We start from the raw sequence: 12,773 nt of genomic DNA, 5'->3' as shown, positions 1-12,773 counted from the left end.
CGCGTGAGCGGAGTGACCTCGGACGACGCGGGTACGTCCCGGGGATGTCATCCGTTCCTGAGCGCACTGCGCACCTGCTCACCCCGGACGGGGTCCGCGAGCTCCGCTTCGAGACCGTCCCCGCCGGGGACGGCACCGTCCGGCTGGCCAACACCGAGCCGTTCTCGATGGCGGAAGGCGACGTCCTGAACTTCGGCGACGTCGCGCTGACCCTCGGGGACTACCTCGACTTCCGCACGCTGGGCACGTTCACCGACGACTGACCGACGGCTCGGCGCCTCAGAGCATCGCCTCGATCTCGGCGCGGTGGTACTTGAGCGGCGTGGTGGGGAAGCCGAACTCGTCCTTGTGCAGGGTCGGCGAGCCGCACCATCCGCAGCGGCCGGAGGCGTCGAGCACCGCGCGTCCCTCCAGCTCCACGCGCCGGTCCGAGCCGCCGGCGCGCGCGGGCACCCCGGTCGGTGCCCCGGTGGCCGGCGCCGGCGGCTGCCTGCGCGCCTTGACCTGCTTGTAGATCCAGTACCCGCCGAGCGGGATCGCCACGATCACCGCGACCCCCAGCAGCCACTGGACCAGCCCCACCGCCACGCTGATCGCGATTCCCGCCAGCACCAGCACCCCGACGATCTGCGCGACCCGCAGCACGACCTTCGACACGACCGGCCTCCTCCCGCACCCGACCCCGTCAGCGACGGTACCGGGATCCGGGCGCGCGTGGACCGGGCCGAACGGCCGGTGCGGTGGGTCGGCGGGTCGATCCCGGTGCGGTCGATCCGCGCCCGAGGCGACCGCCCAGGGTGACGGACGGCTCGCGGAAGCGGTCCTCCACGGCGTTTACGCTGGTACCCGTGACCGAGCTCGACGCCCGCACCGGTACCGACATCCCGATCGACACCGTCGCGACCGCCGCGGCGACGCCGGACCAGCCGCAGCCCTTCCGCGAGCTCGGCCTGAAGGACGACGAGTACGCCCGCATCCGGGACATCCTCGGCCGCCGTCCCACGGACGCCGAGCTCGCCATGTACTCGGTGATGTGGAGCGAGCACTGCTCCTACAAGTCCTCCAAGGTCCACCTGCGCTACTTCGGCGAGACCACCACCGAGGCGATGCGGGAGCGGATGCTCGCGGGCATCGGCGAGAACGCCGGCGTCGTCGACATCGGCGACGGCTGGGCCGTCACGTTCAAGGTGGAGTCGCACAACCACCCGTCCTACGTCGAGCCCTACCAGGGCGCCGCGACCGGGGTGGGCGGCATCGTCCGCGACATCATGGCGATGGGCGCGCGGCCGATCGCGGTCGGCGACCCGCTCCGCTTCGGCCCGGCCGACGCCCCGGACACCGTGCGGGTGCTCCCCGGTGTCGTCGCCGGGGTCGGCGGCTACGGCAACTGCCTGGGCCTGCCGAATGTCGGCGGCGAGGTCGTGTTCGACGCCAGCTATGCCGGGAACCCGCTGGTCAACGCCCTGTGTGTGGGCGCCATGCGCACCGAGGACCTGCACCTGGCCTTCGCCTCGGGTACCGGTAACAAGATCATCCTGTTCGGTGCGCGCACCGGGCTGGACGGCATCGGCGGTGTCTCCGTCCTGGCCAGTGAGACCTTCGGCGAGGGCACCGGGCGCAAGAAGCTGCCTTCCGTACAGGTCGGGGACCCGTTCACGGAGAAGGTCCTCATCGAGTGCTGTCTGGAGCTGTTCCACGCCGGGCTGGTCGTCGGCATCCAGGACCTCGGCGGCGCCGGGCTGTCCTGCGCGACCTCCGAGCTCGCCAGTGCCGGCGACGGCGGCATGCACATCGACCTCGACGCCGTCCCGCTGCGGGCGGCCGGCATGACCGCCGCCGAGATCCTCTCCAGCGAGTCGCAGGAGCGGATGTGCGCGGTCGTCGCCCCGGAGAACGTCGACGCGTTCATGGCCGTGTGCCGCAGGTGGGACACGATCGCGACGGTGATCGGCGAGGTCACCGAGGGGGACCGGCTGGTCATCGACTTCCGGGGCGAGACGGTGGTCGACGTGCCGCCGCGGACGGTCGCGCACGACGGCCCGGTGTACGAGCGACCGGTCGTGCGGGGCAAGGGCCAGGACGAGCTCGTCGCGAACTCCCCGGCCACCCTGCCCCGGCCGTCGGCGCCGTCCGAGCTGCGTGCGGAGATCCTGCGCCTGGCCGCCTCGCCGAACCTGTGCAGCCGCGCCTGGGTCACCGACCAGTACGACCGGTACGTCCGGGGCAACACCGCCGCCGCACAGCCCGCCGACGCCGGGGTGGTCCGCGTCGACGAGTCCACCGGTCGCGGCATCGCCGTCGCCACCGACTGCAACGCGCGGTTCGCGGCACTCGACCCGTACGCCGGGGCGCAGCTCGCGCTGGCCGAGGCCTACCGCAACGTCGCGACCTCCGGCGCCGTGCCGCTGGCGGTCACCAACTGCCTGAACTTCGGTTCGCCCGAGGACCCGCACGTCATGTGGCAGTTCTCCGAGGCCGTCCGCGGGCTGGCCGACGGCTGCGCACAGCTCGGCATCCCGGTCACCGGCGGGAACGTGAGCTTCTACAACCAGACCGGCTCGCAGGCGATCCTGCCGACCCCGGTCGTCGGCGTGCTCGGCGTGATCGCCGACGTGGCCGCCCGCGTTCCGGCCGGCTTCCGCCGCCCGGCGGACGTCGTCGTGCTGCTCGGCGAGACGGCCGACGAGCTGGGCGGCAGCGAGTGGGCGCACGTCGCGCACGGCCACCTGGGCGGCGAGCCCCCGGCCGTCGACCTGGCGCACGAGCAGCGGCTGGCGCAACTGCTCGTCGCACAGGCCGGCGTGCTGACCGGCAGCCACGACCTGTCCGACGGCGGTCTGGCCCAGGCCCTGGTCGAGGCGAGCCTGGTCGGCGGGCACGGCGCCGCCGTCGCGCTGCCGGCGGCGCTCGCGACCGACCCGTTCGTGGCCCTGTTCTCCGAGACCGCCGGGCGGGTGCTGGTCACGACGGCGCCCGAGGCAGCCGACCAGCTGCTGGCCGCGGCCGCCGAGGCGGGAGTCCCGGCCGAGCGGCTCGGCACAGTCGGTGCGGCGGAGCCGGCGGGCGCCGAGCTCGCCATCGACGGGGTGGCCGCGCTGCCGCTCGTGGAGCTGCGCACGGCCTGGGAGGGCACGCTGCCCGCGCTGTTCGAGGCCGGCTTCGAGGTCCGGGCGGGCGCCGAGACGCTGTGACGGACGCGGTGACCGAGACCGATCTGCTCGACGCATGGCTGGCCGGGGGCACCGCTCCACCACGGAGCGTGGTCAAGGAGGCCGTCAAGGAGTCCCTGGCGGCCCTGGCCGAGCGCGCGCCCGGCCGCAGCGTCGAGGTGCGGATCCCGCCCTACGCGGCGATCCAGTGCATCGAGGGGCCGCGGCACACGCGGGGCACTCCGCCGAACATCGTCGAGACGGACGCCCGGACCTGGCTGGCGCTCGCCACAGGGCGTCTGAACTGGACGGATGCGGTCGGATCGGGCACGGTGAGCGCGTCGGGTTCACGCGCCCCGGAGGTCGGCGCGCTGCTCCCGTTGCGCTGAGAACCGCCGACCGGGGCCCGCGTCGGGTCCCCGGAACGGGGGATGCCTGCGCCGTACTGGTGGCGAAACAACGTCACGAGGCCCAAGATTGCCCCGATCGGCACACGGACGAACCCGACAGGCGACGGGAGGTGGCTGCGTAGTGGCAGCGGGTAACCTCCCGGGTCCCGACGGTCTGCCGCCCGGGCTCCTGCGCACGGCCGCGGCCGGGGCGGTCGGCGGGCTCGGCGGGATCCTGGGCGAGCAGCCCGGGCCCGAGGTCCGCTCGCTCGCGGAACGCTGGGCCGAACTGCTGCCGCACGCGGGGATCGAGGATGCGAGCGTGCTCGCGACCCTGCTCGTCCGGTTGCGCGCGGCGCTTCGGGCCGAGCCCTTCTGGCCGTTGACCGTCCGGGGAATCGGGGCCGACCTGGCCGCGTCGGGCTTCTGCGGCGACCGGGCGGGCCTGGTCGGGGCCGCGCCGGAGGACGTCCTGCCCGGCACCGTCCGGCTGCTGCGCGAGGCCGGGCCCGGTGCGCTGGGCCTGATCTCGGCGAAGGACCGGCAGCGGCTGGCCCTCGGGCTCGACGAGCTGGCCGCCGGGTTCGCCGGAGCCCTGCGCTTCCGCGCCCACCAGGCGCAGGAGGACCTCATGCGGGCCACGTTGCGGGCTCGCCGGGACGTCGAGAAGGCGCTCGCCGAGAGCGAGGCGCACTACCGCACCATCTACACCCAGGGCCCGGTCGGCATCGCCATCGCGACCCTCGACGGCCAGGTCGTCGACCTCAACCCGGCCGCCTGCCGGATGATGGGCATGCTGGAGCGCCCGACCCTGCCGCGCCCGGTCTCCGACTTCGTGCACCCGGACGACTACGAGGCCTTCGACGCCGCCTACCGCCGCCTGGTCGACGGCACCCCGGAGACCGTCAGCATCGACGTCCGGTTCGCCGGCCCGACCCCGATGTACGTCTGGGGGCACGTCACCGGCTCCCTGATCCGGGACGACACCGGCCGGCCGAGCCACCTGATCGGGGTCATCGAGGACGTCTCCGAGCGGTACCGCCTGCGCACCCGGCTGGTCGAGGCGGCCTCGCGGGACCGGCTCACCCGCCTGCCGAACCGGGACATCACCGAGGAGGCCGTGCGGCAGGCGTTCGACGGCACGGTGACCCGGGTGGGACTGTGCGCGCTCGACGTCGACGACTTCCGCCGGGTGAACGAGATCCACGGCCACGCGGTGGGGGACGAGCTGCTCGCCGCGCTGGCCGACCGGCTGCGCACCGCGGCCGGCCCCCACCTGGTGACCCGCACCGGCGGCGACGAGTTCGCGGTGCTGCTCACCGACCCCGCCGGCGTCGGCGAGGTCTGCGGGGTGGCGGACCGGCTCCTGGAGGCCCTCGCCGCGCCGTTCCACGTCTCGGGCCGCTGGATCGGCGTGACCGCGAGCATCGGGATCGCCGAGGGCGGCACCGACTCGGAGTGCCCGGCCGAACTGGAGCGGGCGGCGGGCGTGGCGCTGTCCTGGGCCAAGGGCCAGGGCGGCGGGACCAGGGCGGTGTTCGACCCGGAGCGCGACGCCGGCGAGGCGGCCCGGTTCGCGCTGCTCGCGAACCTGCGCAGCGCGGTCGAGCGGGACCAGTTCCGGCTGGCCTACCAGCCCCTGGTGCGGCTGACGGACCGCTCGGTGCGCGGCGTCGAGGCGCTGGTGCGCTGGGAGCACCCCGAGCAGGGCCTGCTCGGTCCGGGCCGCTTCATCGAGCTGGCCGAGAGCAGCGGGGCCATCGTCCCCCTGGGCCGCTGGGTCCTCGAAGCGGCCTGCCGGGAGGCGGCGTCGTGGCAGGCGGAGCTCGGCGTCGACGCACCTTACGTCAGCGTCAACGTCTCCCCGGTGCAGCTGCCGGAGCAGAGCTTCGTCGAGGACGTGGTGACCCTGCTCGCCGAGACCGGGCTCGCCCCGGACCGGCTGCAGCTCGAGATCACCGAGCAGGCCGTGCTGGGTGACGAGCCCGCCACCATGGACGCGCTGTCCGCGCTGCGCGCCGCGGGCGTGCGGCTCGCGCTCGACGACTTCGGCACCGGCTACTCCAGCCTCGCCTGGCTGCGCCGGCTGCCGGTGCACGCCCTGAAGATCGACGGCTCGTTCATCGACGGGCTCCGGCACGAGCGGCCGGACCCGGTCGACGAGAGCATCGTGAGCTCGCTGGTCGCGATGGCCCACGCGCTGGGCCTCGAGGTCACCGCCGAGTGGGTGGAGACGGACGTGCAGGCGGAGCGGCTCCGGCGGCTCGGGTGCGACCTGGGGCAGGGCCGGTGGTTCGGTGACGCCGGTCCCGCCGGATGGGTTCGGGGCCTGCGGCGGCGTACCATCGAGTAGCCGCGACACCGAGTGCCCCGAGGAGCGAGTGCGTTGAGTTCCAGCCGGAACGAGACCCCCGTCCACTCCGACGAACCCACCCCTCGTCAGCTCGACGACTCCCCGAAGGAGGAGTGCGGCGTCTTCGGCGTCTGGGCTCCGGGTGAGGACGTCGCCAAGCTGACGTACTACGGCCTCTACGCCCTGCAGCACCGCGGGCAGGAGGCCGCCGGCATCGCCGTCTCGGACGGCCGCCGGATGGTCGTCTTCAAGGACCTGGGCCTGGTCAGCCAGGTCTTCGACGAGCAGACGCTCTCGTCGCTGCGCGGCCACCTGGCCGTCGGTCACTGCCGCTACTCCACCACCGGGTCCACCACCTGGGAGAACGCCCAGCCGGTGTTCCGCACCACCGCCACCGGGAGCGGGCTGGCTCTGGGGCACAACGGCAACCTGGTGAACACCGCGGAGCTGCGCGACGAGGTCGGCACGCTCCAGGAGCGGGGCCGCGACTCCGGGGTGCAGGCCACCACGGATTCGGACCTGGTCGCCGAGCTGCTCGCCGCCTCCGCGGCGGACACCGGCGTGGAGGAGGCCGCGATGCGGCTGCTGCCGCAGGTGCGCGGCGCCTTCTCCTTCGTCTTCGCGGACGAGAACACCCTCTACGCCGCCCGGGACCCGCACGGCGTCCGCCCGCTGGTGCTCGGCCGGCTCGAGCGGGGCTGGGTCGTCGCCAGCGAGACCGCGGCGCTGGACATCGTCGGCGCCTCGATGGTCCGGGAGGTCGAGCCGGGCGAGCTGCTCGCGATCGACTCCGACGGGATGCGCAGCTCGCGCTTCGCCGCCCCGGAGCCGAAGGGCTGCGTCTTCGAGTACGTCTACCTGGCCCGCCCGGACACCTCGATCTCCGGCCGCTCGGTGCACGCCGCGCGGGTCGAGATCGGCCGGCGGCTCGCCCTGGAGAGCCCGGTCGAGGCGGACCTGGTGATCCCGGTGCCGGAGTCCGGCACCCCCGCCGCGATCGGCTACGCCCAGGGCTCGGGCATCCCCTACGGGCAGGGCCTGGTCAAGAACGCGTACGTGGGCCGGACCTTCATCCAGCCCTCGCAGACCATCCGCCAACTCGGCATCCGGCTCAAGCTGAACCCGCTGCGGGACGTCATCCGTGGCAAGCGCCTGGTCGTGGTGGACGACTCGATCGTCCGCGGCAACACGCAGCGGGCGCTCGTGCGGATGCTCCGCGAGGCCGGCGCGCTCGAGGTGCACGTGCGGATCGCCTCGCCGCCGGTGCGCTGGCCCTGCTTCTACGGCATCGACTTCGCCAGCCGCGCCGAACTCGTCGCGAGCGGGTTGGACACCGAGGGCGTGCGGCGCTCGATCGGGGCCGACAGCCTCGCGTACGTGTCGGTGGACAACATGGTCGCCGCCAGCGAGCAGCCCCGCAGCCGGCTGTGCTGCGCCTGCTTCGACGGGGAGTACCCGATCCCGCTGCCCGAGGAGGCCCGGCTGGGCAAGCACCTCCTCGAGGCTCCGGCGCTCGACGCCGCGGGTGCCGCGTCCGGCGACCCCGGTCCGCTGCGGGAGACGGCCCGGGACACCCCGGCGCCGCTGTCCGTCGGCTACGGTGCTGCGGAAGCCCTGAACAGGCCCTGATGCCTGGGCCGGCCCGGTCCGCCACCGCGGACCGGGCGGCCGGGGCGGCGCACACCCGCCGACCCGGCGGACGCGGGTGCCCCCGTGTCCGAGACCTCCCTCCAGGAACGAGAGCCCGACCCATGCCGACCCCCCCGTCGACCCCCGGACAGGACCCGCACGCCAGCTACGCCGCCGCGGGCGTGGACATCGAGGCGGGTGAGGAGGCCGTCGAGCAACTTCGGCCGTACGCCGAGAAGGCCACCCGCCCGGAGGTGCTGGGCGGGATCGGCGGGTTCGCCGGGCTGTTCGCCCCGAAGCTCGGCAAGTACACCGAGCCGGTGCTGGCCGCCTCGACGGACGGCGTCGGCACCAAGGTCGCGATCGCGCAGGCGATGGACAAGCACGACACCATCGGCCTCGACCTGGTCGCGATGGTGGTCGACGACCTGGTGGTCTGCGGCGCCGAGCCGCTGTTCCTGCAGGACTACATCGCCGTCGGCAAGCTCGTGCCCACCCAGGTCGCCACGATCGTCAAGGGCATCGCCGAGGGGTGCCAGCAGGCCGGGTGCGCGCTGCTCGGCGGCGAGACGGCCGAGCACCCCGGCCTGATGGAGGCCGGCGGGTACGACCTGTCGGCGACCGGGATCGGGATCGTCGAGGCCGAGGGCATGCTACGGCCCGAGCGGGTCCGCCCCGGCGACGTGCTGGTCGCGATGGAGTCCTCCGGCCTGCACTCCAACGGCTACTCGCTGGCCCGGCACGTGCTGCTCGACATCGCGCGGATGCCGCTCGACGGGCACGTCGAGGAGTTCGGCCACACCCTCGGCGAGGAGTTGCTGGTCCCCACCCGCATCTACGCGCGGGAGTGCCTGGCCCTGGCCGCCGAGACCGGGGTACGGACCTTCGCGCACGTCACCGGCGGCGGGCTGGCCCGCAACCTCGAGCGTGTGCTGCCCAAGGGGCTCGTGGCCGTCGCCGACCGCGGGTCCTGGACGCCGGACCAGGTCTTCAAGCTGATCCAGGGCCGCGGCCGGGTCGAGCGCGCCGAGATGGAGAAGACCTTCAACATGGGCGTCGGCATGGTGGCGGTCCTCCCGCCCGACGACGTCGACCGCGCCCTCGCCGTCCTCACCGCCCGGCACGTCCCGGCCTGGGTGCTCGGCGACGTCAGGCGCGCCGAGGGCGAGACCTCCGGCGAGGTCGGGTCCCGGGTGCAACTGGTGGGCGAGCACCCCCGCTTCTGACCTGACCCCGCCTGCTCGTGCCGGAGAGCGCTCTCGAGCCGGGCCCGGCGCGCGTTGTGGATCCATAGTGCGCTCTCAGGCCCGGTCTGGCGCGCGTTGTGGATCCACAGTGCTCTCAGGCCCGGTCTGGCGCGCGTTGTGGAACCACAGTGCGCCTTCGGGCCCGATCTGCGTGTTCTGGCGCCATGACGTCGTCAGGCGTGGGCGACGGCGACGGGCTCGCGGAGCATCGGCGGGTGCAGCGCGGTGGCCGGGCCGCGGCGGAAGAGCTGCGGCGGACGGCCGCGGCCCCCGGTGACCCGGGTGGCCGTGGGAATGAGGAAGCCCGGCGTGGAGGTGACCTTCCGCTGGAAGTTGCGCGGGTCGATCTCGGTGCGCCACACGGCCTCGTACACCCGCCGCAGGTCCGTCACGGTGAATTCCGGCGGGCAGAAGGCCGCGGCGAGCGTCGTGTACTCGAGCTTCGCTCGCGCCCGCTCCACGCCGTCGGCAAGGATCGCGTCGTGGTCGAAGGCCAGCCCGTAGACGTCCTCGACGGGCAGGAACGCCGCCGTCGGGCCGCCCGTCGGCTCCGGGTCGGGGATGTTCGGCAGCAGCGCCAGATAGCCCATACTGAGCACCCGCCCGCGCGGGTCGCGGCCGGGTGCCGCGTACCCGCCCAGCTGTTCCAGGTGCCCCTGCACCGCGCCCTGGGTGGCCGCGCCGGTCTGCGCGGCCAGCTCGCGGGCCGCGGTGTCCCCGAGGTCCTCGTCGGCTTGCACGAAACCGCCGGGTAGCGCCCAGTGGCTCTCGTAGGGCCGCTCCGCGCGCCGGACGAGCAGCACGTTGAGCTGGTCGTGACGCACGGTCAGCACGACCAGGTCGACCGCCACCGCGAACAGGTTCCCGCGCATCACTCACCGCCTTCTCGTCGGCGTGAGGCTATCGGGTGAAGATCGGTCGGCGCGCGGTGGGCGCACCGCCCGCCCAGAGCTCGTGCTCAGGACTGAACGGCCGCTGACCTGCGACGACGACCGGTGACGGCAGAGCGTGACGGGGCCCGAACCCGTGCCCCGGGCGGGCGCGGCGCGGGGACCGTGGGAAGGCTCACGTTCCCGCAGGAGCACGAGAAAGGCCGTCCGCGGCACGGACGCCTCCCACCCGTCCCGCGACGGGTGGGAGGCGCGAGTCCGTGACGTCCGGTGGTGCTGAACAGCCCGCCGCGGCGTGGGCGGAGGGACCGACTAGCGGCGCTCGTCGTCCTCGTCGGAGTCGTACGACGAGTAGCGGTCGGCGTACTCGTCGTACTGCTCGTCGTCGTCGGTTACCGCCGTCCCACTGCCGATCTCCCGCTGCAATGCATCGAGATCCATGGTGGGGGAGCTGTACTTGAGCGCTCGGGCCACCTTCGTCTGCTTGGCCTTGGCTCGTCCGCGCCCCATGGCTGGTCCCCCTTACAACAGGGAAGGGGCGGCCGGATGTCTCGGCGGCCCCGTCTGTGTCATCACTGTCCTGGGCTCCACAGTACCGTGCGACACCGCGAGCGTGCGACGTGGCATCGATGGTGTGACCGAGTCCGGCGCGCGGCTCGGACCGCACCGGCGGCCCGATCCGGCGGCCCGATCCGGCGGAGGCCGTGTCCGAGGGCGGGGCGGGTGCGGAAGGATCTCCGACCGTGCCGTCGCCGTTCCTCTCCTACCTGCGGGTGTACGAGCCGCTGCGCGCGTTCGACGGCCCGTCGGGCGTCGCGGTGCGGGCCGGGCTGGCGCGCGGGGCCGTCCGGCCGGACCGGGCGGGACGCCGGGAGCGCGAGCTGTGTCTGCAGGCGATGCTGCACGGTCGGCTCCTGCCCGGTGACGCCGGGGGCGGGGCGGGTGCTCCGGTCGACGTGCTGGTCCTGGGCGGGGAAGGCGGCGAACCGTTCGTGTGCCCGCTCGACACCCGGCCGCGGGCCGCGGCGGCCGTGCTGGGTTTCCTGGCCGAGGAGAGCCCGGTGCTGCGGACCTCCGCCCTGGTGGTGCCGGAGGCCGCGGCCCGGCGGCGGGCGGAGCGCGCGGTGGCCGAGCTCGGCGATTCCGCCGCCCACGTCGTCACGGCGGCGTGGACGGTCCCACTGCCCTGGTTCGCCCTGGTCGACCCCGAGGAACGGCAGGTCAGGCTGGACGCGCAGCGCCGGGTCTGGTGGCGCGTGCCGATCGCCAAGGCCCTCGGCCGGGCCGGGCAGGCCGAGCGGGTGGTGCAGGCGTCGGTCGGCGAGGAGGGACCGGCGGAGGTCCTCGCCGAGACCCGCGGCTGGCTGGAGCGGTTCGACCGCACCTCGATCGTCGAGCTCGACTACGGCGGCCTGGTCGACCTCCTCGACGACGACGCGCTGCGGACCGACGACTCGGCGGGTGAGGTCCGCCGCGCGCTGCGGATGCTGCGCGCGGGGGAACTCGACGAGGCGGCCGAGTGCTACGGGCGGCTGCGCGAGTTCTGGGGGCGGGTCGCCGCCCGACAGCGGGCCGGTTAACGCACGCGCAGCTGGGCCGCGCGCCCGGGCGGCGGGGCTCCGTCGTCGTCCCGGTAGGAGTCCGGGTCGACGGCCGCGGGCGAGGCCCGCTCGTCGGACCCGGCGACCAGCTCGGCGTCCGCCGGCACCGAGCGCTTGAGCAGCGCCAGGGCGACCGAGCCCAGTTCGTGGTGCTGTGTGACGCTCCCCACGCGACCGACCTTCCGGCCGTCCCGGAGGACCGGGTCGCCGGTCACCGGCAGCTCCTCGTCGCCGGCGTCGAGGTGCAGCAGCACCAGCCGGCGCGGTGGACGACCGAGGTTGGCGACGCGCGCGACCGTCTCCTGCCCGCGATAGCAGCCCTTGGTGAGGTGCACGGCCGAGGGGATCCAGTCGACCTCGTGCGGGATGGTCCGGTCGTCCGTGTCGAGGTGCACGCGGGCGCGCCGCGACTCCACCCGGAGCGCCTCGAAGGCCATCGTCCCGGCCGGGCGCGCACCGGCGGCGGTGAGCCGGGCCCACCAGTCGTCCCGCTCGGCGCGGGGGATCAGGACGTCGGCGGCGTCGGGGCCGGGCCACGGCATGCGGCGGACGAACCCCGTGCCGCCGGGCAGGGCGGCGCTCGCGTACCCGCCCGCCGGCGCCGGCAGACCGGCGGCCGCGAGCACGGCGGCGGTGTCCGGTCCCACCAGCGACAACACGGCCAGTTCACCGGTCGCGTCCCGCGGCTCGACCTTGGACCAGAACACCATCTTCTGCAGGTAACCCAGCAGCTCGCCCAGGTCGGCCTGCTCGGTGTCGAGCCAGACCGTGTCGCCGACGTGGGACACGAGGGCGTGGTGCAGCACCCGGCCCTGTGCGTCCAGGATCAGCGCTTCGGTGCCCGCGCCCTCGGCCAGCTCGCTGACGTGCTGGCTGAGCAGCAGGTGCAGCCAGCTCAACCGGTCCTCGCCGGGGACCGCGATCACGCCGCGGTGGGAGCGGTCGACGACCGCCGCCGAGCGGGCCATCGCGCGTTGCTCGGCGAGCGGGTCGCCGCGGTGCGCGGCAACGGCGGTGTCGGGGTCGGGCTGCTCGGCGCCGCCCTCGGGAACCTCGGTCACGCCCGTGTCTCCTTCTCCTCGAGTTGCCCGGCCTTCCCGTCCTCGCGGCAGGTCGCACACCGTCCCGACAGCGCCACGTGCGTGACGTCGAGCTCGAAGTCCTCCCGCTCGCGCAACCGGTCGACCAGCCCGTCCATCAGAGCCGTGGGCGCCTCGCTCACCGCGCCGCAGTGGTGGCACACGAGGTGGACGTGCTCGTGCTCCCGCTCCGAGTAGGTCGGCGCCCCGTGCCCGAGATGGGTGTGCCGGACGAGCCGCAGCTCCTCGAGCAGGTCGAGCGTGCGGTAGACGGTCGTGATGTTCACCGCCGGCGCCGCGCGCTGCACCTGGGTGCAGATCTGCTCGGGGGTGGCGTGGCCCAGCTCGCGGACCGCGTCGAGGACCAGTTGGCGCTGGGGCGTCATCCGCAGGCCGCGCCGGTGCAGCGTCGACTTGAGCGAGGTGTCCACGGCCC

General features: G+C 74.2%; 12 protein-coding genes. 7 read left to right on the top strand and 5 right to left on the bottom strand.

Annotation, left to right across the window (positions count from 1 at the left end; all coding sequences use genetic code 11):
• Positions 1-44: 44 nt before the first annotated feature.
• Positions 45-263: a hypothetical protein gene (locus tag ACL02T_RS21600; RefSeq protein WP_412832545.1), complete on the top strand. Its 219-nt coding sequence runs from the start codon at positions 45-47 to the stop codon at positions 261-263.
• A gap of 16 nt (positions 264-279) precedes the next feature.
• Here the strand turns inward: ACL02T_RS21600 and ACL02T_RS21595 are convergent, their stop codons facing one another.
• Positions 280-657 carry a hypothetical protein gene (locus tag ACL02T_RS21595; RefSeq protein ID WP_412832544.1) on the bottom strand — a complete coding sequence of 126 codons (378 nt, stop codon included), beginning with the start codon at positions 655-657 and terminating at the stop codon, positions 280-282.
• A gap of 191 nt (positions 658-848) precedes the next feature.
• Here ACL02T_RS21595 and purL point away from each other — a divergent pair, with 191 nt between their 5' ends.
• The 5 genes from purL (at position 849) to purM (ending at position 8,746) form a co-directional block, all read left to right on the top strand.
• Positions 849-3,191 (top strand): phosphoribosylformylglycinamidine synthase subunit PurL, encoded by a 2,343-nt coding sequence (purL, locus tag ACL02T_RS21590; RefSeq protein ID WP_412832543.1) that lies wholly within the window; start codon positions 849-851, stop codon positions 3,189-3,191.
• 8 nt (positions 3,192-3,199) lie between these two features.
• Positions 3,200-3,538: a sterol carrier family protein gene (locus ACL02T_RS21585; RefSeq protein ID WP_412832542.1), complete on the top strand. Its 339-nt coding sequence runs from the start codon at positions 3,200-3,202 to the stop codon at positions 3,536-3,538.
• Between the two features lie 142 nt (positions 3,539-3,680).
• Positions 3,681-5,891 (top strand): putative bifunctional diguanylate cyclase/phosphodiesterase, encoded by a 2,211-nt coding sequence (locus tag ACL02T_RS21580; RefSeq protein WP_412832541.1) that lies wholly within the window; start codon positions 3,681-3,683, stop codon positions 5,889-5,891.
• Between the two features lie 33 nt (positions 5,892-5,924).
• Positions 5,925-7,520, top strand: coding sequence for an amidophosphoribosyltransferase (gene purF / locus ACL02T_RS21575; protein WP_412832540.1), 1,596 nt, complete (start codon positions 5,925-5,927; stop codon positions 7,518-7,520).
• Positions 7,521-7,642: 122 nt separating this feature from the next.
• The gene (gene purM, locus ACL02T_RS21570; RefSeq protein ID WP_412832539.1) at positions 7,643-8,746 is read left to right on the top strand and encodes a phosphoribosylformylglycinamidine cyclo-ligase; all 1,104 of its coding nucleotides are present in this window, start codon (positions 7,643-7,645) and stop codon (positions 8,744-8,746) included.
• Positions 8,747-8,940: 194 nt separating this feature from the next.
• On the opposite strand, the gene ACL02T_RS21565 is transcribed toward purM, so the two are convergent.
• Both ACL02T_RS21565 and ACL02T_RS21560 read right to left on the bottom strand, forming a co-directional pair.
• Entirely contained in the window at positions 8,941-9,639 is a 699-nt protein-coding gene (locus tag ACL02T_RS21565; RefSeq protein WP_412832538.1) for an NUDIX hydrolase, read from the bottom strand.
• Positions 9,640-9,969: 330 nt separating this feature from the next.
• The gene (locus tag ACL02T_RS21560; RefSeq protein ID WP_412832537.1) at positions 9,970-10,167 is read right to left on the bottom strand and encodes a DUF3073 domain-containing protein; all 198 of its coding nucleotides are present in this window, start codon (positions 10,165-10,167) and stop codon (positions 9,970-9,972) included.
• A gap of 233 nt (positions 10,168-10,400) precedes the next feature.
• Here ACL02T_RS21560 and ACL02T_RS21555 point away from each other — a divergent pair, with 233 nt between their 5' ends.
• Positions 10,401-11,237 carry a DUF8083 family protein gene (locus tag ACL02T_RS21555; RefSeq protein WP_412832536.1) on the top strand — a complete coding sequence of 279 codons (837 nt, stop codon included), beginning with the start codon at positions 10,401-10,403 and terminating at the stop codon, positions 11,235-11,237.
• On the opposite strand, the gene ygfZ is transcribed toward ACL02T_RS21555, so the two are convergent.
• Entirely contained in the window at positions 11,234-12,319 is a 1,086-nt protein-coding gene (gene ygfZ, locus ACL02T_RS21550; RefSeq protein ID WP_412832535.1) for a CAF17-like 4Fe-4S cluster assembly/insertion protein YgfZ, read from the bottom strand. The genes ACL02T_RS21555 and ygfZ overlap by 4 nt on opposite strands.
• Positions 12,316-12,768, bottom strand: coding sequence for a Fur family transcriptional regulator (locus tag ACL02T_RS21545; protein ID WP_503129099.1), 453 nt, complete (start codon positions 12,766-12,768; stop codon positions 12,316-12,318). The genes ygfZ and ACL02T_RS21545 overlap by 4 nt, the downstream gene beginning before the upstream one ends.
• Positions 12,769-12,773 lie beyond the last annotated feature (5 nt).

Source organism: Pseudonocardia oceanicola (genome assembly GCF_047200735.1).
Taxonomy (GTDB): domain Bacteria; phylum Actinomycetota; class Actinomycetes; order Mycobacteriales; family Pseudonocardiaceae; genus Pseudonocardia.
Note: the sequence above shows the minus strand (reverse complement) of the source record. Positions and strands in the feature narration are given on the sequence as shown.